Origin of the sequence: Neobacillus niacini, assembly GCF_046591715.1 — a bacterium.
Taxonomy (GTDB): domain Bacteria; phylum Bacillota; class Bacilli; order Bacillales; family Cytobacillaceae; genus Neobacillus; species Neobacillus niacini_L.
On sequence record NZ_JAWVNQ010000001.1, the window covers coordinates 1078584 to 1099840 of the forward strand.

Genomic DNA, 21257 nt, shown 5'->3' on the forward strand with positions numbered 1-21257 from the left:
GAATAAGGGATTTTAGGGTACTTTAATGGGTTAAAGTGATGAAATAATGTGTGAGATAACCTTCCAAGTTCATGTTAATAAAATTGTCATAGTGTTATAAATAATTCAGAACATTCATTAAAACAAGGAAGGTGTTCAAATGAAAAAACAAAAGCTAGTTCTCATCGGAAATGGGATGGCAGGTGTTAGAACAATTGAAGAAGTGTTGAAAATCAACCCAGATGGTTTTGAAATTTCAATCTTTGGCACAGAACCCTATCCGAATTATAATCGAATTCAGTTATCTAAGGTGCTGCAAGGTGGTACTTCGGTGAGTGATATCACGTTAAATGAATGGGAATGGTACAAAGATAACAATATTTCTTTTTATCCTGGAGAGAGCGTTACCGCCATTAACACTAAAACAAAGTCTTTGAGTTCCGATAGAGGAAGAAAAGAATCCTATGATCAATTAATCATTGCGACAGGTTCCAATCCATTCATGCTTCCATTACCAGGAGGGGATAAGGAAGGAGTAAAGGCGTTTCGAAATATAAAAGACTGCGAAGAAATGATTGAATATTCAAAAAAGTATAAGAAAGCTGCGGTCATTGGCGGTGGATTACTCGGTTTAGAAGCAGCAAGAGGACTTCTAAACCTAGGAATGGAAGTAGATGTCATTCATATTCACGATTACTTAATGGAACGTCAATTAGATCGAAGTGCAGGAAAGTTATTGCAAGTTGAACTAGAAAAACAGGGCATGAACTTTATTTTACAAAAAAATACTGTTGAAATTACCGGCAAAAAACATGTAACAGGATTAAAGTTTTCCGATGGGAGCAAAATCAAAGCTGATTTAGTCGTGATGGCTGTCGGGATTAAGCCCAATGTTGCTTTGGCAAAGAAAGCTGGAATACCTGTTAACCGAGGAATCATTGTCAATGATTATTTAGAAACAGAAATTCCCAATGTCTTTGCAGTTGGAGAATGTGCAGAGCACCGCGGTATTGCCTACGGCTTAGTTGCACCGCTATATCAACAAGGGAAAGTATTAGCAAAAAGAATCTGCGGGATACAGGATGAAGGCTACCAGGGATCAGTCCTCTCTACTCAATTAAAGGTTTCCGGTGTAGATGTATTTTCAGCAGGGAAAATCAATGAGGACGAAAAAACAAAAGTCTATAAAACATTTGACGATTATCATGGTGTATATAAGAAAGTCTTATTAGAGGATGGAAAGATTGTCGGTGCTGTCTTGTTTGGGGATACGAAGGATGGAAATAGGTTATTCAATTTTATTAAAAATGGGGCGGAGATTGAGGAATATTTAATGTCATCAAATAGTGTCAATTCTGAGGTGAATACAACTGTCACCATGCCAGATGAAGAGCTCATTTGCGGCTGTAATGGTGTCACAAAAGGAAGGATTGTAGAAGCAATTAAAGCCAATGGCTTAACAACTGTAGACCAGGTGAAAGGCTGTACCAATGCATCTCGTTCGTGTGGAGGCTGTAAGTCTCTTGTTTCTGATTTACTTGCATGTACACTCGGAGATGAATATCAAAGAGACCAAAAGGAAGCAATCTGCAGCTGCACGACCTTATCAAGAGATGAGGTCTTGGCAGAAATTCGTGAAAAAGGACTGACACATATTCGCGAAGTTATGAATGTGTTGGACTGGAAAACTGACGGTTGTTCGAAATGTAAACCAGCCCTAAATTACTATTTAGGAATGATTGACCCATTGAGATACCAGGATGAGCGTGAAGCTAGGTATGTCAATGAAAGAATGCATGCCAATATTCAAAAAGACGGGACTTACTCGGTTGTTCCAAGAATGTATGGCGGCGTTACCACTTCAGAAGACTTGCGAAAAATTGCGGATGTTGCGGATAAATATAAGGTGGGCATGATTAAGGTTACCGGCGGTCAGCGAATCGATTTGCTTGGTGTGTATAAAGAAGACCTGCCTAAGATTTGGGCAGATCTGGATATGCCTTCTGGATCAGCATATGCTAAAGGACTTCGCACCGTAAAAACCTGTGTAGGAGAAAATTATTGCCGATTTGGCACACAGGATTCAATTGGAATGGGAATCACATTAGAAAAGAAATTTGAAGGTTTAAATACTCCTCATAAAGTGAAAATGGCTGTGTCCGCCTGTCCTCGCAACTGTGCAGAGAGCGGAATAAAAGATATTGGAGTTGTTGGTGTGGAAGGTGCATGGGAGATGTATGTCGGAGGCAATGGAGGGACTCATTTGCGTGAAGCAGATTTGTTGTTTAAGTTCAAAACAGGAGATGAGCTGGTAGAAATGATAGGGGCATTTCTCCAATATTATCGTGAAAGTGCTAACTATTTAGAAAGAACCTCCGCTTGGGTGGACCGCTTAGGGTTAGACCGTATTAGAGAAGTCCTGTCCAATGAGTTAATGGTGAAGGAATACAATAATCGCATCGAAGAGGCACTGTCTGTTGTTAAAGATCCATGGAAAGAAGCAGTTCACAATAAAAATATCGTAAGAGACTTATATCAAACTATAAAAATATGACGGTTAGGAGGAATCTAAGATAATGGAAAAAACAATACGCAAACTATTCATCGGGGAAGTTTGTGACCTGCCGCAAAAGTTAGGAAAAACAGTAACCATTGGAACTATGGAAGTTGCAGTTTTTAAATTGGAAAATGGGGAAATTCGGGCAATAGAGAACCGTTGTCCCCATAAAGGCGGAGTCCTCGCAGAAGGAATGCTTAGCGGGGAATATGTATTTTGCCCGATGCACGATTGGAAAATCAGTGTAAAGGACGGCAAGGTTCAGTCTCCGGATGTAGGATGTGTGAAGTCCTACTCTGTTGAAGTGAAAGGAGAACGCGTTTATATCATAGTAGAAAATGAGATTGGTCAGAAATTGAAAGAGAGCTAACAATGGCAAAAGCAGTTTAGGTGGTTTATAAACCGACCGTAAAAACAGAAAGAAAAGATGGGGTAACGTTGTGATTTAAAGCCTGGTTATACATTTATTAAAAGGAGGGATTTCGGTGGCAATTGTAAATCCAAGTCAAGTGGTGGAAACTATGATTCTAGCCGGTGAAGTGAAGGCGAAATTATCAGTGAAGGATATGCTGATTCGCGGAAGTTTAAGTGGAGCGCTGCTCGGATTTGGGACGACATTAGCGTTCACAGCTGAAGTTCAGACTGGACTAGGAATTGTGGGTGCTCTCTTTTTTCCAGCGGCGTTTGTGATCATCATTCTCCTTGGATTGGAATTGGTTACAGGAAGTTTCGCCCTCATTCCTGTGGCAGTGATGGCAAAAAAGGCTTCTACTGCCCAAATGTTAAAAAATTGGATTTGGGTCATCATTGGACATGTACTAGGCGCTTTCCTTTATGCCATTCTCTATATCATAGCAGTCACGCAGCTTGGACACACAGCCAATCATTCTGTTGCCGCAAAAATCCTCGCAGTGGCTGAAGCAAAGACTTTAGGGTATAAAAGTCTTGGTTCAGACGGCTTTCTTGTTGTGTTTGTAAAAGCTGTACTCTGTAATTGGATGGTTACATTAGGGGCAGTTATGGCTATGACTACGAAATCTGTTATTGGGAAAATTGCAGCCATGTGGCTTCCAATCTTAATCTTTTTTGCTCAAGGCTTTGAGCACGCAGTGGTGAACATGTTTGTTATTCCTGCTGGCATGATCCTTGGCGGCGATATCACGATCACGGATTGGTGGATTTGGAACCAAATCCCCGTATTAATTGGAAATTTAGTCAGTGGTGTCCTTTTTACAGGCATGACGCTCTATTACACTCATAAACAAACAGAATCTAAAAATATATTAGAACTTCACGAAACAACGACCGCGAGACACAGTATACAGCAATAAGAAGGAGTGATGATGATGAAGGCGTATATTGTGGGAGCAGGTCCCGGTGATTCTGAATTAATAACGGTTAAAGCGTTAAGATGTATTCAGAAAGCAGACGTAATCCTTTATGACCGTCTGGTTAATCCAGAGCTTTTAAAGGAAGCAAAAAAGGATTGCCTCCTCATTTATTGTGGAAAACAACCAAATTACCATACACTACAGCAAGAAACCATTAATTATCTTTTAGTCAAGTATACAAAGCAGGGGAAAATAACTGTTAGATTAAAAGGAGGAGACCCGTTCGTATTTGGACGCGGTGCAGAGGAAGTAGAAGCTTTATTAGACCACGGTCTGCCAGTAGAGGTTGTTCCTGGAATCACAGCGGGAGTAGCAGCTCCTTGTTATGCTGGAATTCCAATTACCCATCGTGAACTAGGAAGCTCTTTTGCTGTAGTAACCGGACACAGGACAAAGGAGAAATCAACTGATATTAATTGGAAGAGTTTGGTCACAGCGGTTGACACGCTGGCTATTTATATGGGTATCACAAATCTTTCCTATATTTGCGAAGAGTTAATGAAACATGGGAAAAAGGCTGATACTCCTGTTGCGATTATTCAGCAAGGGACAACAAGTGCACAGCGTACGGTAACAGGAACGTTAAATTCAATTGTAAGCATCGTAAAAAAAGAAGAGATTCAAAATCCTGCCATGATCATTGTTGGAGAAGTTGTCACCTTCCGTGATAGACTAAGATTACTAGAAGAAGGAGAGAAGGCGGGAAAGTATGCAACAATGGCTTAAAGAGGTAGCAAGAGGAAAAAGAGGGTCAAAAGATCTAGATTATCAACAAACAAAGGAAGTCGCCCAATCAATAATCCATGGGGAGGCAACAGATGCCCAAATAGCAGCCTATTTAATTGCACTGCGTTTGAAAACGGAGTCGCCTGAAGAACTGCTTGCGTTTGTCCATGTCTTTAGTGAACACAGTGAAAAGGTGGAAATGTCCCAGCAGCCAATTATTGATTTAGCCAGTCCCTATAACGGCAGAAATACTTTTATGGGGAGCATTCCTGCTGCTATATTAATGGCGGAACAAGGTTTGCCAGTATTTTTACATGGGAGTGATGCGCTGCCGCCAAAATATGGTATTGCAATGAAGGATATCCTATCACTGTTAGGAGTTGATATCTCTCAAAACGCAGTCTCTTTGACGAAAACAATAACAAAAGCAGGAATCGCTTTTGCTTCAACCGAAGAATACTGTGACAGCTTAAGAAAACTGCGAAAAATCCGCAAAGAGCTGGGGGTCAGAACGCTCCTTAATACAGTTGAGAAACTATTGAACTTAGCAAATGCAGAATCTTTATTGATGGGTGCGTTTCATCGGACTGCGATTAATAAAATTGCACCTATTTTTAAAGGATTGTCCTATAAGAATGTGTACGTGGTACAAGGAATGGAAGGTTCTGAAGATTTACCTGTTCACCGTAATAGCTTTATATATAAAATTACAGACAACGAAATAGATTCCTTCATTGTGAAACCAGAGGAATTTGGTTTGTCGGCACCTGAAATGGAAAAGGATGTCAAGCTTACAGCAAAAGAACAATCAGAGATTACGATGGCGATATTAAGTGGAGAGAAATCAAAAATACTTCAATACTATACTAATCAGGTAGTATTTAATACCGGTTTACGGTTTTACCTTTTCGGTGCCGCTCAAAGTATTGGAGAAGGAATAGAAATCGTTAAGGAGCAGCTAAAAGAACAAAAAGGGCTGCGCCAATTGGAAAAATGGAAAACCATTCAGATTAAAAATATTCATACCCAATAACCAGTTAATAAGCATCATAGAGGGGATTACCTTCTATGATGCTTTTTTGTTAATTAAAGGTTACAAATTAATTTTTCTAAATTTTATATTTTTTTATTTACATAAATCCTATGGGTATGGTAGGATTAATCACAACAATTACCATATATCTTATCGAGAGAGGCTGAGGGACTGGTCCTGTGAAGCCCGGCAACCTGCTGTGCAAGGTGCTAATTCCAGCAAAATGATCTTCATTTTGGGAGATAAGGCGTTAAACAATCGTGAGATGCCTTTCCTTTTTAGGAGGGCTTTTTTAATGAACAAGGGAGGATTATATATGACTATACCGGTAACGTATGAAAATTGGAGTCAAATATCCGATAGTTTCTCTATTGAGGATAAAACAAAAGGCGCAAAAGCGGTATTGGAATGGGCTTACAGCTCATATCCAGAAGAACAAATTGTCTATGCATCCAGTTTTGGTGCAGAGGCGATTGTATTAATCGACCTCATCCAGCAGGTGAAGCCGAATGCCCATATCGTTTTCTTAGATACCGGCTTACACTTTCCGGAAACATATGAGGTTATTAGCAAAATTGAAAATCGGTTTCCCACTCTAAAAATTGAGCGGAAACTGCCAAAACTAACCTTAGATGAACAGCGCGAACAATATGGATCAGCGCTATGGAAGAGAGAGCCTAACCAGTGCTGTAATATCCGCAAAGTGATTCCACTCCGGGAAACATTGACAGCCAAACAAGCTTGGATCTCAGGTCTGCGCAGAGAGCAATCACCGACTAGAGCAAACACTGAATTTCTTAATAAAGATAATAAATTTGAAAACATTAAGATCTGTCCGCTGATTCACTGGACATGGGACGAAGTTTGGGCCTATATCAAGGAAAAAGACCTCCCTTACAATACCTTGCATGATCAAAATTACCCTAGTATCGGCTGTTTTCCTTGTACACAGCCAACTGAGACGGATGGAGATTCACGTGCGGGACGCTGGGCAGGAAGCGGCAAGACGGAGTGTGGCTTACACACATCCTAAAAGGGGGCTTTTAGTTTGCTCACAGTTATAGCAGTTACAATAGGATTATTTTTTGCCATTAATATCGGTGCTAGTGGTGCAGCTGCTTCAATGGGGATTTCTTATGGAGCAGGAGTGGTTAAGAAAAAACTGGCACTGTTACTTTGCGGTATTACTGTATTCTTTGGTGCATGGCTGGGCGGAGGCGAAGTGGTAAAAACCATAGGCAGCGGAATTGTGCCAAACAGTACCTTTACCATTCCCATCGCACTTATCGTGTTAGCTTCAGCTGCATTGTCTTTGTTCTTAGCCAATATTTTTGGGATACCACTTTCAACTAGTGAAGTGGCAGTTGGATCCGTGGTAGGGGCTGGAATCGTTTATCAATCCGTCTTTATTAGTAAACTGGCATGGATTATGGTCTTTTGGCTTCTTACTCCCTTTGCTGCATTCACAATTGCCATCCTAGCTGCTAATCTATTAAAAATTAAGACTCTGAAACGCTGGATGGAAGCGCCGAAAGCTATTCCAATCCTATCCGTTCTCGTTGTATGTATGGGATTATTTGAAGCTTTCTCAGCCGGAATGAACAATGTGGCCAATGCGGTGGGACCGCTTGTCGGGGCTGACATTATGTCGACTAATAACGGGATTTTCTGGGGAGGACTTTTTGTTGCAGCGGGTGCTATTTTTTTAGGGCATCGTGTCCTTGAAACAAATGGTAAGAAAATTACCACGCTCCGTTTGGAAGAAGGTTGTGTTATTTCAGGAACAGGAGCAGCCATTGTCACTGTAGCTTCTGTTTTCGGGATTCCGGTGCCGCTGACTCAAATCACAACATCTTCGATTATCGGTATTGGGTTTGCCAAACATGGCAAGTCTGTCCTAAAAAAGGGTATAGTGGTACAGCTTCTTACGGTTTGGATTGTGTCACCAGTTTTGTCCATGGTGCTTTCCTACACACTTATCCAGTTGCTAATAGAGCATAACTTCTATCCAATTGTTGCGATGGCTGGTGTATTAATCTCCGTGTTCGGAGTCTCATCATTGATGAAAAGGTCCAACCAGCCGGTTACAGAAGCAGCAGAAAAATAGATTGTAAGTTTCGTAGATATACCATTTGCTATTCACCGATAAATACAATACTTTATCGATGATATAAATCTCTATATAGAGGAATTTTTAAACAAAACACAAATTTCATGAAGAAAGGTTTGATTCTGTTGTCATTTTTACCAGCACCTCATGGAGGTAAACTAATCCAAGCATATGATCCAAACTATGATCTAACACCCATTGAAAAAGAACTTGAAATCGACGCCATTGCCCTAAGTGATCTTGAGTTAATCGGTGTTGGATTATTTAGTCCGTTAACTGGTTTCCTTGGAAAAGCAGATTATGAAAATGTCGTAGAGAACATGCGCCTAAGTGACAATACGATTTGGTCTATTCCTGTTACACTGCCTGTTTCCTATGAAACAGCAGCAACACTCGAAGTTGGGGAGAAAATCAAGCTTGTTTTCAATAAAGAGGTATATGGAGTTATTACCGTTTCAGAATGGTATGAGCCGAATTTAGATAAGGAAGCTGTTGAGGTTTATAAAACACTTGAAACTGCTCATCCAGGAGTAAAGCGTCTATATGAGAGAGGACCTGTCTATGTGGCTGGTGAAGTAGTTTTAGTTAAAAAGCCTGAAAAAGGAGTATTCGGTGATGTGTGGTTCGAGCCGAAAGAAACACGTGCATTGTTTGAAGAAAAAGGCTGGAAAACAGTTGTTGGTTTCCAAACAAGAAATCCTATTCACCGTGCACATGAGTACATTCAAAAAGCAGCACTTGAAACAGTTGATGGACTATTCGTGAACCCGCTTGTAGGGGAAACCAAGTCTGACGATATCCCAGCTGATGTTCGATTAAAAAGCTATCGTGTTCTTCTTGAAAATTACTATCCACGAGAACGTGTACAGCTTGGTGTTTACCCAGCGGCAATGAGGTATGCAGGACCAAGAGAAGCAATTTTCCATGCAATTGCTCGTAAAAACTTTGGCTGCACGCATTTTATTGTCGGCCGTGACCACGCAGGTGTAGGTAATTATTATGGTACGTACGATGCGCAGTTAATTTTCAGTGAATTCCCTGAAGGAGAACTTGGTATCAAACCATTATTCTTTGAACATAGCTTCTATTGCACGAAATGTGAAGGTATGGCATCTGATAAAACTTGCCCGCACACTAGCGAAGACAGAGTGATCCTATCTGGAACAAAGGTAAGAGAATTGCTTCGTGCAGGACAGCTTCCTCCATCCACGTTCAGCCGTAAAGAGGTTGTTGAAGTTTTGATTGAAGGAATGAAAGAAGAAACGACCGTTTAAGGAGGAAAAACAAATGACGAAAGCAACGAATATCACTTGGCATGCTAGTACCGTTTCAAAATCCGACCGTCATGCTCAAAATGGTCATGGCAGCTGTGTATTATGGTTTACAGGACTTTCTGGTTCTGGTAAATCCACGATTGCAAACGCCGTATCAAGTGCATTGTACCGTCAGGGTATAAATGAATATGTTTTAGATGGTGATAATATCCGCCATGGATTAAATAAAGATCTTGGTTTTTCAGACCATGACCGCACCGAGAATATTAGAAGAATTGGTGAAGTGGCAAAATTGTTTGTAGACAGCGGTGCCGTTGTAACGACAGCCTTTATCTCGCCTTTTAGGTCTGATCGTGACCAGGTTCGTGCGATTTTTGAAGAAGGCGAGTTTATTGAAGTTTATGTGGATTGTCCGTTGGAAGAATGTGAAAAGCGTGACCCGAAACAGCTATATCAAAAGGCACGCCGTGGTGAAATAAAGGATTTCACAGGAATTGATTCACCTTATGAAGCACCGAAAAATCCTGAAATTACGGTCCGATCCGATTTATTAAGCGTGGATGAGGCAGTGAATCAAATACTAGGTTACCTTCAAGAAAAGAACATTCTCTAATTATTGCTTGTAAGAAAGGATGGTTGATCAATGGTTGGCAAGGTTTATTTAGTAGGTGCGGGTCCTGGAGATCCAGAGTTAATTACAGTTAAAGGGTTACGCTGCCTCAAGCAAGCTGATGTCATCCTCTATGATCGTCTGGTAAATCCTGAACTTTTGGAGAATGCGAAAGAAGGGGCACAACTTGTCTATTGCGGCAAGCTTCCACATTATCATACAATGAAGCAGGAGACAATTAATCATTTCCTAGTGAAATATGCCAAAAAAGGATATAACGTGGTAAGGCTTAAGGGCGGCGATCCTTTTGTTTTCGGCCGCGGCGGTGAGGAAGCTGAGGAATGCCGAAAGCATAATGTACCGTTTGAAATTGTTCCAGGCATTACATCTGGAATCGCTGCTAGTGCATATGCAGGAATACCTGTTACCCATCGTACCTTGAGTAAAAGCTTTGCATTTATCACCGGACATCAGGCTGGTGATGTGGAGGCGGAACACCAGTGGGCGCATTTGGCGAAGGGTGTTGATACGATTTGTGTCTACATGGGCGTATCGAATCTTCCGACGATAACCAAACATTTAATCATAAACGGTAAATCACCTCAGACTCCGATTGCTCTGATTCATTGGGGGACATTAAATGATCAGAGGGTCGTTGTCGGGACCTTAGAGAATATTGTAGAAGTAGTGGAAAGGGAGCAGATTACCAATCCAAGTATGATTGTGATTGGCGAGGTTGTAACTTTGCACAAAAAACTAAATTGGTTCCAAGATGAGATTTTACCTAATATACCAGTAGCCAACCGGTAACAGCAGAAGGGAGCACATTGTATGAAAGCAATTCTTTATATTGGTCACGGTACTCGTTCAAAAAAAGGTGCGGTCGAGATTAGATCTTTTATCGAAAAGGTAAAGGCGCGGATTGATGCACCAATTCAGGAACTCAGTTTTCTTGAGTTAACAGAGCCGCTGATTGAAGAAGGCTTTGAAAAATGTGTGCTTCAAGGTGCAACGGAAATTGATGTGGTTCCGCTGTTTCTGTTAGCAGCTGGTCACATTAAACATGATATACCTCTTGCCTTGTCACCCTTACTTGATAGATATCCTACTATTCCGGTAGAAATAAAGAATCCGTTTGGTGTACAAGAAGTTATTTTGGACGCCGTCGCTGAGTTAATAAAGGATTCAGCGGGAGAAGTAGCTCCCATTGACAGGTTATTGATTGTCGGTGTGGGGAGCAGTGACCCGGATGTTCATGTGAACTTTGGGAAGATTGCGTACGGCATAAAGGAGCGGCTTAGGCCAGAAAAGGTATCCGTTTGCTATCTAGCGGCAACCGAGCCGAAGCTGAATGAAGGGTTAGAGTCGATCTCTGATGGCGCTAACGGCAGAGTAATCGTCGTTCCTTATATGTTATTTACTGGTTTGCTGCTGGCAGAGTTAAACAAAACCGTAAGATTACGGCAAAAAGAAGGTCAAAAAATACTTTGTACCCAAGTGTTAAGCAGCCATACTGTAATCGAAGATATCGTAATAGAACGGGCAGTGGGTAAGCAAAGTCTGTAAAAGTACCGCTAATAATTCAAAATAGAGAACTAGGTCAACAAATAGACCAATTTAAATCTTACAGCCTCTATAAAATACTGTATGATAAAGTTTATATTCCATAGTGAGGTGGATAACGTTGCAACTTCAGGTAATGAACAGTCCGTTTAATCAGGAGCAGGCGGAACTCCTAAATCGTCTTTTACCTACTTTTACTGAATCTCAAAAAGTTTGGTTAAGTGGGTATCTTGCAGGTGCAGCTTCTGCACCATTGGCCTCTGTCCTAGGAGTGCCAAGCGGGCAAGTGACCAGTGAGGGGACACCTTCAAAAGAAATAACTATTCTTTACGGTTCACAAACAGGGAATGCACGCGGCTTAGCAAAAAAGGCTAGCTCAACACTTGAAGGGAAAGGGTTTCAAGTAACAGTTTCAGCCATGAACGATTTCAAGCCTAACAATATTAAGAAAGTAAAAAATCTACTTATTATAGTAAGTACGCACGGAGAAGGCGATCCACCAGATAATGCTCTAACATTTCATGAGTTTTTACATGGGAAGCGGGCTCCAAAGCTTGAGGACTTACACTTTTCAGTCTTATCACTTGGTGATAGTTCATACGAATTCTTCTGCCAAACAGGGAAACAATTTGATGCTCGTTTGGAGGAACTCGGTGGTACCCGGCTTTATCCTCGTTTCGACTGTGACCTGGATTATGATGAACCGGCAGCAGAGTGGCTTGCGGGAATTATCAGCAGCCTAGGTGAAGCAAAGGGTGGTATTCCATCGCTAACTCAGGCTGTAACCACGCCAACAGTAGAATCAACCTACTCTAGAACCAATCCGTTTAGGGCAGAAGTTCTTGAAAATCTAAACTTAAACGGTCGAGGCTCCAATAAAGAAACAAGACATCTAGAGTTATCACTTGAAGGGTCAGGACTTAGCTTCCAGCCTGGAGACAGTCTTGGGATTTATCCAGAAAATGATCCAGAACTGGTCAGCCTGCTTCTAGAAGAATTGAAATGGAATCCAGAAGAAAGTGTGACCATTAATAAACAAGGTGAAGTTCTTTCATTAAAGGACGCATTTACAACATATTACGAAATTACTACATTAACAAAACCGCTCCTTGAAAAAGCAGCAAAACTTACTGGAAACGTCGAATTACAAGAGCTTGTCAATGACAGTGAAAAAGTAAAATCCTATCTAGAAGGACACGATTTACTTGATGTGGTTCGTGAATTTGGACCAGTGACTAGTACTCCCCAGGAGTTTATTTCAATCCTAAGAAAAATGCCTGCACGATTATACTCGATTGCAAGCAGCTTTAACGCGAATCCTGACGAAGTTCATTTAACAATTGGTGCTGTCAGGTACAACGCTAATGGCCGTGACCGTAAAGGAGTCTGCTCCATTTTTACTGCAGAACGCCTGCAGCCGGGAGACAGTGTACCAATCTATATTCAACAAAATGAAAACTTTAAGCTTCCACAAGACCCTGAAACGCCAATCATTATGGTTGGACCAGGAACTGGGGTGGCGCCATTCCGCTCATTTATGCAAGAGCGCGAGGAAACTGGAGCGGAAGGTAAGTCTTGGATGTTCTTTGGGGACCAGCATTTTGTAACAGATTTCCTTTATCAAACAGAATGGCAAAAATGGTTGAAAGACGGTGTATTAACGAGGATGGATGTTGCATTCTCACGTGATACAGCTGAAAAGGTTTACGTTCAGCACCGCATGCTCGAACAAAGCAAGGAATTATTCCAGTGGCTGGAAAGTGGTGCGTATGTTTACATTTGCGGTGATGAGAAAAATATGGCACATGACGTCCATCAAACATTTATTGAAATTATCGAAAAAGAAGGAAGCTTGAGCCGAGAAGAGGCAGAAGCCTACTTAGCAAATATGCAGCAGCAAAAACGGTACCAGCGCGATGTATATTGATACAGTAGTGGAAGGAGATTTTTCATAAAATGGTGAAGCAAAAGTTAAAGGCACCTGAAGGCGCGCCAAGCGATGTAGAGCGTATTAAAAGAGAAAGTAACTATTTACGCGGAACACTAAAAGAAGTAATGCTCGACCGAATCAGTGCAGGAATTCCAGATGACGATAACCGTCTTATGAAACACCATGGCAGCTACTTGCAGGATGACCGAGATCTCCGCAATGAGCGTCAGAAGCAAAAATTGGAGCCTGCCTATCAGTTCATGCTTCGTGTACGGCTTCCCGGCGGAGTCGCGACATCGTCTCAATGGCTGGTTATGGATGAGCTGGCTGATAAAAACGGTAACGGAACATTAAAACTTACCACACGTCAAACATTTCAAATGCACGGAATTCTAAAATGGAATATGAAAAATACCATTCAGGAAATCCATTCTACATTACTCGATACGATTGCTGCCTGCGGAGATGTGAATCGTAACGTATTATGTACTTCAAATCCATATCAATCTGAGATTCATATGGAAGTATACGAATGGGCAAAACAATTGAGTAATTATTTATTGCCGCGAACAAGGGCCTACCATGAAGTTTGGCTCGATGAAGAAAAAGTAGCAGGGTCTCCCGAGGTGGAAGATGTAGAACCGATGTATGGACCGCTATATTTACCGCGAAAATTCAAAATTGGTATAGCGGTTCCGCCGTCCAATGATATTGATGTCTTTTCACAAGACCTTGGATTAATTGCAATTGTAGAGGACGGAAAGCTTAGTGGTTTTAACGTGGCAATCGGCGGTGGGATGGGAAGCTCACATGGTGACAAGGAGACCTACCCGCAGTTAGCCAAGGTAATCGGATTCTGTACACCAGATCAAGTCCAAGATGTGGCAGAGAAAGTGATTACCATACAGCGTGATTACGGTAATCGTTCTGAGCGAAAAAATGCCCGCTTCAAGTATACTGTTGACCGACTTGGATTAGAAACTGTTAAGGAAGAATTAGAAAATCGTCTTGGCTTTAGTCTCGGCGAAGCAAAACCTTATCATTTTGATGATAACGGTGACCGTTACGGCTGGGTAAAAGGCGTTCAAGGAAAATGGCATTATACCCTTTATATCCAAAATGGCCGTGTTGCTGATTTTGACGGTTATAAGTTAAAAACAGCTCTTAGGGAAATTGCAAAAGTCCATAAAGGCGAATTCCGTTTAACTGCTAATCAGAACGTAATTATCGCGAATGTTTCAACCCAAAAGAAGAAGAAAATCAGTGAATTAATTGAAGAGTATGGCTTGACCGATGGCAGCCATTATTCTGCACTGCGCCGCAGTTCAATGGCTTGCGTTGCCCTTCCAACCTGTGGTTTAGCGATGGCAGAGGCAGAGCGTTACTTACCAAAACTAATTGATAAAATCGATGAGATTATTGATGAAAATGGTCTCAAGAATAAGGAAATAACAATCCGTATGACAGGCTGTCCAAACGGCTGTGCGCGCCCAGGGCTTGGAGAAATAGCATTTATGGGGAAAGCGGTAGGAAAGTATAATATGTACCTAGGTGCAGCTTTTGACGGCAGCCGCCTCAACAAAATGTACCGAGAAAATATTGGTGAAGAAGAAATCCTGAGCGAATTAAGTGTCATTCTTTCCCGTTACGCTAAAGAACGTGAGGCAGAAGAGCATTTTGGAGACTTCGTCATTCGTGCAGGCATCGTCCAAGCTACAACCGACGGCACAAATTTCCATGCCTAAACTTTTACTATAAAAAGCACATATAATGACAAAAGCAATACTAATTCTCCAATGAATTGGTATTGCTTTTTGTATTGCTTTCAGTATTTTCACAGACTGTCTTTGAGGTCATAATACAATGCCACAACTACATCAATATTATTATCAATAAAACTTAGGCGTTCTCTTGAAACCTTCGTCCATTCACTCGAAAAATCCATAGCAGACAAAATGTGTCTGAGACTAAAAGAATACCGATCATTTAATTGTGAAATAACATAACTGACTCCTATATGTTTCCCTTCATCTTTTTTTAAAATGTCCCGGATGTCGCTGATTATCCACTCAGGTGCAACCGAAACCGTCTTTCTTAGCAATGATTCATATTCTTCATAAAGCATTCTTTATACCTCCTGATTTACAAAAAGATAGAATAAATGGACCTTAACCCAATAATAACCATATGGTAAGTATTTGCCTGATTTGCTTTCAACATACAAAATCCGCCTATATTTGAAGTATAGAAAGGAGATAGAATAGTCTGAAATTTTAAAAATCGTCTAGTTTTGTCATATTTTAACTTGTTTTATCGAAACGATTTAATAGATTTAAATACATGCTATAATTCTTTTCATGACTACTAAATTAAAGCATCAGGGTAATTAATAGAGTTAGAGGTGTATTTTTGTTATGAGGATAGTAGATTTAGAAGAGGCAATAAATGAAAAAAGAGACGAAATGATAAAAATAGGCATGACAAAAGGACTGTCAAATAAAGAAACGATTATTTGCAGCCAAGAATTAGACAATCTTCTTAATGAATATAGAAGATTAACGGTAAACCAGGGAAGACCCAAAACCGGTGTGTTACTAGATGAGTTTGTAGAGATTATACAACATTTTTACAAATTAGTAGCAAGACCTTACAGACTCTTATCTCCTTACAAAAGCAATAGATTCTAATAGTGATTAAAAACTCGCCATATGAAAGTTTAGACCCATCCCTTTCCCTAGGGCTGGGTCTTTTTTTCTTTGATCTTTACGTTCGCTGAATCGTAGAGGTAGAGAAATTTTTTACCATCTTTTGCAGGTTTCTATGTGCTTCTCTTAATTTTATCGTTTCTTCGATGATTTTTTGGAATCCTTCAATGTCTCTATCAGATGCGTTTAATAGTGTCTTTGGTACACCTTCGGCAATTTGTTGTAGGGTAATATCTTGGCTCATGGCAATGACCACCTTTCAACTTATTCATTAGACTTCATTCTGTCTACTCTACTAATTTTAGAAACATAGGAGTTTCTCCTGCATGAACTGTAAAAAACTTATCTACAGGAATCACCAGATTCTATTAGGAATAGTAATGTTCTTGCAAATAACGACGGGAATCCGTTAACATTGCCGGGTGTTTGTAGAAAAATATTTTAATATTCAGTAAAAAATAGTGTAATAACCTTAAAACTTTACGGAATAATAGAATAAATGTTGACTTACCTATTGTTTGTAATATAATAAAACCAATAGACTTACTTGGGATTAAAAAAGAGGTGAAACAGGGATGTATTTAACAATAGACTCTATCGAAAAAAGCTTCAAAAATGATCGAAAAGAAAACGTAAAAGTATTAGATGGGATAAGTCTAAACGTGAAAAAAGGCAGCTTCGTTTCCATTGTCGGACCGTCAGGCTGTGGGAAGTCTACGTTGCTTTACCTAATAGCGGGACTCGACAAAGCTGATAGCGGCGAAATTCGCGTGGATGGCAATCTGGTGACAAAGCCAGGTCCAGAAAGAGTAGTAGTTTTTCAAGAAGCAGGTTTGTTCCCATGGTTGACGGTATTAGAAAATGTAACCTATGGTTTAAATCTAAAAAATATGCCAAAAGAAGAGGCGAAACAAAAGGCACTTGATGTCCTAAAAATGGTTCACCTCAGCCGTTATGTAAATTCCTATCCACATGAATTGTCTGGTGGAATGAAGCAGCGGGTTTCAATTGCAAGAGCGTTAGTAATGGAACCTGACATCTTGTTAATGGATGAGCCTTTCTCAGCTTTGGATGAACAAACTCGAATGGTGCTGCATAAAGAGTTGCTGGAAATTTGGAGAAAAACAAAAGTGACTATCTTTTTTATCACACACAATATCAGAGAAGCGGTACTTCTCTCAGAAGAAGTGGTCGTATTTGCCACTCGTCCAGGCCGAATTAAAGAAATTATCCCCGTGCCTACTATGAAGGATGGTGTAACACCAGACAGTGTTACCTTAAATACGGAGCAGCGAATTTTATCCATATTACAAGATGAAATTGAAAAAGTATTGAAGGAGGAAATGGGTGATGACTACAGCTTTAAGACGGATCATCTTCATCGCGGTGATAGCGGTGATATGGGAAGTCACATCTAGATTTTCCAGCCTTCCTGATTTTATGTTTCCCAGCTTAACTCAAGTACTTGAGACGCTTTTTAATGGCTTACTAAGCGGACAGATTACCCTTGCCATTGGTAAAAGTATTGGACGTATTTTACTAGGGTTCACGATTGCGATTATTGTCGGATTGATACTTGGTTACTTTATCTGGCGGTATAAACTGGTTGAAGATACGCTCGGTTTTGTGGTAACGGCACTTCAATCGATTCCTAGTATTGTTTGGTTTCCATTAGCAATTATCTGGTTTGGTTTAAATGACTTTTCTATCTTGTTTATAGTCACAATTGGGGCGACCTGGACGATGACTGTAAATGCTACAAGCGGATTTAAAAATGTCCCACAGCTTTATCAGCGGGTTGCAAAAGTCTATGGATCGAGCGGTTTCCACTTCGTCCGTACTGTAATCCTTCCAGCTTCTGTACCACAAATAATTTCAGGGCTGCGGATTGCATGGGCATTTTCCTGGCGTGCACTAATGGCAGGTGAATTACTTGGCGGCGGCGGAGGACTTGGTCAGCTGCTTGAGATGGGACGCTCTTTAGGGCAAATGGATTTAGTTATTTCAGTTATGATTATCATAGCTATTATTGGGACTATCGTGGACAATGTTGTTTTTTCAAGGCTCGAACGCAGTGTAGAGGTAAAATGGGGTATTCGAGGAAGAGCTTAATAAAAAATATATAGAGCCAGGAGAGAAAAATTATGTTAAAAAAATCTACGCTTTACCTATTAATAACAATTTTGTTTGTTGGTTTACTTAGTGCATGTGCTCAATCTTCGAATGAAGGTACAGAAGAAGCTAAAACAGTAAAAATCGGGTATTTTCCAAACCTTACTCATATCGCAACCATTGTTGCACTTGAAAAGGGCTATTTTAAAGAATCTTTTGGAGAAGATGTGAAGATTGAAACGAAAACTGTCTCAAACGGCGGACTATTTATGGAAGCAATGGCGACTAAAGCTATTGATGTTGGTACAGTCGGACCAGGGCCATTACTTAACTTTTATGTAAAAAACAAAGAATATCACCTGATCTCCGGTGCTGTAAATGGTGGAGCGGTGCTGGTAGCTGCAGAAGGAAGCGGCGTCGAAAAATTGGAAGATTTAGATGGGAAAAAAGTGGCGATCCCTGTTATCGGAAGCACACAGGACGTCATGCTCCGTAAAGCCCTTAAAGAGGCAGATTTAAAAGCAAAAACAAGTGGCGGAACTGTAGACCTATTTGCTGCAGCACCAGCTGACACGGCTTCACTTTTCATTCAAAAGCAAGTGGATGCAGCAGCTACTCAAGAGCCTTGGGGATATGTGCTGGAGAACCAAGCAAAAGGAAAATTACTTCTCGACTGGGATGAGTTTGCTTGGGGGAAAGAATCAACCAATACCGTAGTTGCAGCAAGAGCAGACTTCTTAAAGAACAAGGACTTGACTAAGAAATACTTGGAGGCACATAAAAAATCAGTAAAGTTCATTCAGGACTTTCCAGATGAAAGTAAAGAAATTGTCATCAAGCATCTAACAAATCTTACAGGTAAAGAGTTAAACAAAGACGAAGTAGACGCAGCGTTCTCACGTTTAGCTGTAACAACCGATGTCAATGAACAAGTGATTCAAGAAATGGCAGATATCAGTAAAGAAGCTGGATATATTCCAAGCAATGATATCAAAGGACTAATCGACTTGTCATTTCTTAAATAATAGGCTGTGTTAAAGGATACTGTTGATTTTAGAACCTGTTGATTGGAGTGGAAGGCGCTTGACTCCTGCGGGATGAACGAGCACCGTGAGACCCCGCAGGTCGGTACGACCGAGGAGGCTCACGGGCGAGCCCGCGGAAAGCATAGCGCCTGGAGCGCAAATCAACAGCCTAGTTTAACACAGCCAAATAATAAAAGAAGGTTTTGGACTCATTAAAGAGTTCAAAACCTTTTTTTAAGGTAAAATAAGGTTGGAAATACATAGAGGAAGGGACGATGAAAATGAAATCAACTATTCACTGGACAGGAGATATGGCTTTTACTGGTACAACACCTTCTGGACATGAATTAAGGATGGATGCTGCACCAGAAATCGGAGGGCAAAATAGCGGACCTAGACCAACAGAACTTCTGCTATACTCGCTTGCAGGCTGTACAGGAATCGATATTGTGATGATCTTGAAAAAAATGCGATTAGAATTGACTGGATTTAGGATGGAAGTAGAAGGGACAAGAGCAGACAGCGAACCAAAGAAATTTACTGACTTTCATATCCATTACTTCTTAGAAGGGGAATTGCCGGAGGATAAGGTAGTCCGTGCGATTCAGTTATCAAAAGATAAATATTGCTCCGTATCTCACTCATTAAGTGCTAACATCGCAGCCAGCTATTCAATTAATGGAACAAAAGGGAATCAAGTATTGTAAAAATAGTAAAGGATTCAGCGCGCAGCTGGATCCTTTACTTTTTCATAATGGTCATAAAAAACTTTAAATAGTCGTTCATCGCCGCCTCGATCAGGATGGAGGGCCTTTAATATTTTCTTGTATTCCTTCCTGATTACATCCATATCTGCTCCAGGGTCTAGACCCAATAAGGAGATAAGGGTTAAAGGAGGGGTGTCAGTTAAAGCATACTCAGCTTTTAGCATTCTTTTTAAAGACCTATTTTTTGCTTGTTCAATCCGAATGGAGGTATTTAGCTGTTCAATTTCTTCCTTTAATTTTTGATTTTCGCGAAAGGTTTTTTCCCACTCATGATAATCGATTCCATATTTCTTCGTTTTGAACTCAATTTTCTTTTCTAGAATAAAAGAAGCTAGATCAACCGGATTAACCGAGTATTCTAAATTAAGGTGCTTGGTTCTTCTAGCCTTTATTTTCCCATCAAGAATCCAGCGGATGACCATCTGTTCACTATCTGTAATTCCCTCAAGCCTAAGCTGTTCGGTAACCTCTTTAACATTTAACATATCATCAACTCATTCTCATATCTCTAGTATCTACTAAAATGAAGTGTATCATATGGAAAGAGTTACAGGTTTACAAGACTATTTAATTTTTATTAAAAATAGTTTTCAATTACCGATTATCTACTTTCTCTGGATTTAGGTCATGATTCATTAACCGGTATGCTGCCATTTCTTCGAACTTTGTCCCTGGTTTACCATAGTTACACCATGGGTCAATTGAAATCCCGCCGCGGGGAGTAAATTTACCCCAAACCTCAATATAGCGGGGATCTAATAGCTTAATTAAATCGTTCATAATAATATTGACGCAATCCTCGTGGAAATCACCATGATTTCTGAAGCTGAACAAGTAGAGTTTTAAAGATTTACTTTCAACAATTTTTTTATTCGGGATGTACGAAATATACATCGTAGCAAAATCGGGCTGAGAGGTAAGCGGGCATAGACTAGTAAATTCAGGGCAATTGAATTTTACGAAATAGTCACGCTCTGGATGGAGATTATCAACTGACTCCAAAACCTCTGGGGCATATTCAAACGAGTACTGTGTATTTTGATTACCTAATAGCGTTAAATCCTTTAATCCTTCTTGATGTTTGCGGCCAGACATATAAAAACCTCCATTAATATGTATCGTAAATTTTTTAGAAAAAGAAGTCCGAGCATCAACCAGCCGTAAACCACAAGGATAAAAAAACAAAAAGCCACGTCCAGTATGGACATGGCATATAGTCATGTATCCATAGTTTTTTATAGAGGGTATCAGCTATGAACCTCTCCCGTGTATGTACGGGTATTACCTTTTCCATATGATATAGGACATCTGCAGAAACGTCAAATAAAAAATTAAAGTTCCTATTTTCATTTTTTTTATGGTATTATACTAACAGCATAATCCAATAGAGGTTCTAGCACCCCTCGTTAAAAAAACTAAGATAAAGCCGTACTCTATCTTGGGGTTCGGCTTTTTCTATTTTGGAAGGAGTTTCC

22 protein-coding genes and 2 riboswitches are annotated in these 21257 nt (G+C 40.3%); of the genes, 18 read left to right on the forward strand and 4 right to left on the reverse strand.

Features of this window, described 5'->3' with window-relative positions; genetic code table 11:
- The first annotated feature begins 139 nt into the window (after window positions 1-139).
- From nirB to cysI, 13 genes are all read left to right on the forward strand, one after another.
- Entirely contained in the window at window positions 140-2533 is a 2394-nt protein-coding gene (nirB, locus tag SFC47_RS05240; RefSeq protein ID WP_411253182.1) for a nitrite reductase large subunit NirB, read from the forward strand.
- A gap of 19 nt (window positions 2534-2552) precedes the next feature.
- Window positions 2553-2906, forward strand: coding sequence for a nitrite reductase small subunit NirD (gene nirD, locus SFC47_RS05245; RefSeq protein ID WP_411253627.1), 354 nt, complete (start codon window positions 2553-2555; stop codon window positions 2904-2906).
- Between the two features lie 115 nt (window positions 2907-3021).
- On the forward strand, window positions 3022-3867 hold the full coding sequence (locus tag SFC47_RS05250; protein ID WP_411253183.1) for a formate/nitrite transporter family protein: 846 nt from the start codon (window positions 3022-3024) through the stop codon (window positions 3865-3867).
- A gap of 12 nt (window positions 3868-3879) precedes the next feature.
- Window positions 3880-4653 (forward strand): uroporphyrinogen-III C-methyltransferase, encoded by a 774-nt coding sequence (gene cobA / locus SFC47_RS05255; RefSeq protein WP_411253184.1) that lies wholly within the window; start codon window positions 3880-3882, stop codon window positions 4651-4653.
- Complete coding sequence (locus SFC47_RS05260) at window positions 4637-5686, forward strand: anthranilate phosphoribosyltransferase (protein ID WP_411253185.1); 1050 nt, start codon at window positions 4637-4639, stop codon at window positions 5684-5686. Before cobA (SFC47_RS05255) ends, SFC47_RS05260 begins: the two co-directional genes overlap by 17 nt.
- Window positions 5687-5833: 147 nt before the next feature.
- Window positions 5834-5935, forward strand: a riboswitch (SAM riboswitch).
- A gap of 67 nt (window positions 5936-6002) precedes the next feature.
- Window positions 6003-6719: a phosphoadenylyl-sulfate reductase gene (locus tag SFC47_RS05265; protein ID WP_411253186.1), complete on the forward strand. Its 717-nt coding sequence runs from the start codon at window positions 6003-6005 to the stop codon at window positions 6717-6719.
- Window positions 6720-6734: 15 nt separating this feature from the next.
- On the forward strand, window positions 6735-7793 hold the full coding sequence (cysP, locus tag SFC47_RS05270; RefSeq protein ID WP_411253187.1) for a sulfate permease: 1059 nt from the start codon (window positions 6735-6737) through the stop codon (window positions 7791-7793).
- A gap of 107 nt (window positions 7794-7900) precedes the next feature.
- Window positions 7901-9070, forward strand: coding sequence for a sulfate adenylyltransferase (gene sat, locus SFC47_RS05275; RefSeq protein WP_411253188.1), 1170 nt, complete (start codon window positions 7901-7903; stop codon window positions 9068-9070).
- A gap of 13 nt (window positions 9071-9083) precedes the next feature.
- Window positions 9084-9683 carry an adenylyl-sulfate kinase gene (cysC, locus tag SFC47_RS05280; protein ID WP_411253189.1) on the forward strand — a complete coding sequence of 200 codons (600 nt, stop codon included), beginning with the start codon at window positions 9084-9086 and terminating at the stop codon, window positions 9681-9683.
- Between the two features lie 30 nt (window positions 9684-9713).
- A complete protein-coding gene (gene cobA / locus SFC47_RS05285; protein WP_411253190.1) occupies window positions 9714-10490 on the forward strand; it encodes a uroporphyrinogen-III C-methyltransferase in 777 nt (258 codons plus the stop codon).
- 21 nt (window positions 10491-10511) lie between these two features.
- Window positions 10512-11246, forward strand: a complete 735-nt coding sequence (locus SFC47_RS05290; protein ID WP_411253191.1) for a sirohydrochlorin chelatase — start codon at window positions 10512-10514, stop codon at window positions 11244-11246.
- A 118-nt stretch (window positions 11247-11364) separates the two neighbouring features.
- Window positions 11365-13170 (forward strand): assimilatory sulfite reductase (NADPH) flavoprotein subunit, encoded by a 1806-nt coding sequence (locus SFC47_RS05295; protein ID WP_411253192.1) that lies wholly within the window; start codon window positions 11365-11367, stop codon window positions 13168-13170.
- Window positions 13171-13199: 29 nt separating this feature from the next.
- Window positions 13200-14918: an assimilatory sulfite reductase (NADPH) hemoprotein subunit gene (gene cysI / locus SFC47_RS05300; RefSeq protein ID WP_411253193.1), complete on the forward strand. Its 1719-nt coding sequence runs from the start codon at window positions 13200-13202 to the stop codon at window positions 14916-14918.
- Between the two features lie 89 nt (window positions 14919-15007).
- Here cysI and SFC47_RS05305 read toward each other — a convergent pair whose 3' ends face one another.
- Window positions 15008-15298: a hypothetical protein gene (locus tag SFC47_RS05305; RefSeq protein WP_411253194.1), complete on the reverse strand. Its 291-nt coding sequence runs from the start codon at window positions 15296-15298 to the stop codon at window positions 15008-15010.
- 289 nt (window positions 15299-15587) lie between these two features.
- On the opposite strand from SFC47_RS05305, the gene SFC47_RS05310 reads away from it, so the two are divergent.
- The gene (locus SFC47_RS05310) at window positions 15588-15860 is read left to right on the forward strand and encodes an aspartyl-phosphate phosphatase Spo0E family protein (RefSeq protein WP_411253195.1); all 273 of its coding nucleotides are present in this window, start codon (window positions 15588-15590) and stop codon (window positions 15858-15860) included.
- A gap of 76 nt (window positions 15861-15936) precedes the next feature.
- On the opposite strand, the gene SFC47_RS05315 is transcribed toward SFC47_RS05310, so the two are convergent.
- Window positions 15937-16122, reverse strand: coding sequence for a hypothetical protein (locus tag SFC47_RS05315; RefSeq protein WP_411253196.1), 186 nt, complete (start codon window positions 16120-16122; stop codon window positions 15937-15939).
- A gap of 331 nt (window positions 16123-16453) precedes the next feature.
- Between SFC47_RS05315 and SFC47_RS05320 the strand changes: the two genes are divergently transcribed.
- The 4 genes from SFC47_RS05320 (at window position 16454) to SFC47_RS05335 (ending at window position 19722) form a co-directional block, all read left to right on the forward strand.
- The gene (locus SFC47_RS05320; protein ID WP_411253197.1) at window positions 16454-17296 is read left to right on the forward strand and encodes an ABC transporter ATP-binding protein; all 843 of its coding nucleotides are present in this window, start codon (window positions 16454-16456) and stop codon (window positions 17294-17296) included.
- Entirely contained in the window at window positions 17229-17990 is a 762-nt protein-coding gene (locus SFC47_RS05325; RefSeq protein WP_411253198.1) for an ABC transporter permease, read from the forward strand. The genes SFC47_RS05320 and SFC47_RS05325 overlap by 68 nt, the downstream gene beginning before the upstream one ends.
- 32 nt (window positions 17991-18022) lie before the next feature.
- Complete coding sequence (locus tag SFC47_RS05330; RefSeq protein WP_411253199.1) at window positions 18023-19015, forward strand: aliphatic sulfonate ABC transporter substrate-binding protein; 993 nt, start codon at window positions 18023-18025, stop codon at window positions 19013-19015.
- A gap of 281 nt (window positions 19016-19296) precedes the next feature.
- A complete protein-coding gene (locus tag SFC47_RS05335) occupies window positions 19297-19722 on the forward strand; it encodes an OsmC family protein (protein ID WP_411253628.1) in 426 nt (141 codons plus the stop codon).
- Between the two features lie 14 nt (window positions 19723-19736).
- On the opposite strand, the gene SFC47_RS05340 is transcribed toward SFC47_RS05335, so the two are convergent.
- Together SFC47_RS05340 and queF are read right to left on the reverse strand one after the other, a co-directional pair.
- Window positions 19737-20267, reverse strand: a complete 531-nt coding sequence (locus SFC47_RS05340) for a J domain-containing protein (RefSeq protein WP_411253200.1) — start codon at window positions 20265-20267, stop codon at window positions 19737-19739.
- A 109-nt stretch (window positions 20268-20376) separates the two neighbouring features.
- A complete protein-coding gene (queF, locus tag SFC47_RS05345; protein ID WP_411253201.1) occupies window positions 20377-20877 on the reverse strand; it encodes a preQ(1) synthase in 501 nt (166 codons plus the stop codon).
- A gap of 126 nt (window positions 20878-21003) precedes the next feature.
- Window positions 21004-21050, reverse strand: a riboswitch (PreQ1 riboswitch).
- Between the last annotated feature and the right edge of the window lie 207 nt (window positions 21051-21257).

What these genes read in the sequence shown, in the direction of transcription:
- SFC47_RS05265 (WP_411253186.1), top strand. Translation starts at nt 6,003, where the DNA reads ATGACTATACCGGTAACGTATGAAAATTGGAGTCAAATATCCGATAGT.
- cysI (WP_411253193.1), top strand. Translation starts at nt 13,200, where the DNA reads ATGGTGAAGCAAAAGTTAAAGGCACCTGAAGGCGCGCCAAGCGATGTA.
- SFC47_RS05310 (WP_411253195.1), top strand. Translation starts at nt 15,588, where the DNA reads ATGAGGATAGTAGATTTAGAAGAGGCAATAAATGAAAAAAGAGACGAA.
- cobA (WP_411253190.1), top strand. Translation starts at nt 9,714, where the DNA reads ATGGTTGGCAAGGTTTATTTAGTAGGTGCGGGTCCTGGAGATCCAGAG.
- SFC47_RS05260 (WP_411253185.1), top strand. Translation starts at nt 4,637, where the DNA reads ATGCAACAATGGCTTAAAGAGGTAGCAAGAGGAAAAAGAGGGTCAAAA.
- queF (WP_411253201.1), bottom strand. Translation starts at nt 20,877, where the DNA reads ATGTCTGGCCGCAAACATCAAGAAGGATTAAAGGATTTAACGCTATTA.
- SFC47_RS05325 (WP_411253198.1), top strand. Translation starts at nt 17,229, where the DNA reads ATGACTACAGCTTTAAGACGGATCATCTTCATCGCGGTGATAGCGGTG.
- SFC47_RS05335 (WP_411253628.1), top strand. Translation starts at nt 19,297, where the DNA reads ATGAAATCAACTATTCACTGGACAGGAGATATGGCTTTTACTGGTACA.
- cobA (WP_411253184.1), top strand. Translation starts at nt 3,880, where the DNA reads ATGATGAAGGCGTATATTGTGGGAGCAGGTCCCGGTGATTCTGAATTA.
- cysC (WP_411253189.1), top strand. Translation starts at nt 9,084, where the DNA reads ATGACGAAAGCAACGAATATCACTTGGCATGCTAGTACCGTTTCAAAA.
- SFC47_RS05330 (WP_411253199.1), top strand. Translation starts at nt 18,023, where the DNA reads ATGTTAAAAAAATCTACGCTTTACCTATTAATAACAATTTTGTTTGTT.
- nirB (WP_411253182.1), top strand. Translation starts at nt 140, where the DNA reads ATGAAAAAACAAAAGCTAGTTCTCATCGGAAATGGGATGGCAGGTGTT.
- SFC47_RS05305 (WP_411253194.1), bottom strand. Translation starts at nt 15,298, where the DNA reads ATGCTTTATGAAGAATATGAATCATTGCTAAGAAAGACGGTTTCGGTT.
- SFC47_RS05290 (WP_411253191.1), top strand. Translation starts at nt 10,512, where the DNA reads ATGAAAGCAATTCTTTATATTGGTCACGGTACTCGTTCAAAAAAAGGT.
- SFC47_RS05320 (WP_411253197.1), top strand. Translation starts at nt 16,454, where the DNA reads ATGTATTTAACAATAGACTCTATCGAAAAAAGCTTCAAAAATGATCGA.
- SFC47_RS05315 (WP_411253196.1), bottom strand. Translation starts at nt 16,122, where the DNA reads ATGAGCCAAGATATTACCCTACAACAAATTGCCGAAGGTGTACCAAAG.
- sat (WP_411253188.1), top strand. Translation starts at nt 7,901, where the DNA reads ATGAAGAAAGGTTTGATTCTGTTGTCATTTTTACCAGCACCTCATGGA.
- SFC47_RS05340 (WP_411253200.1), bottom strand. Translation starts at nt 20,267, where the DNA reads ATGTTAAATGTTAAAGAGGTTACCGAACAGCTTAGGCTTGAGGGAATT.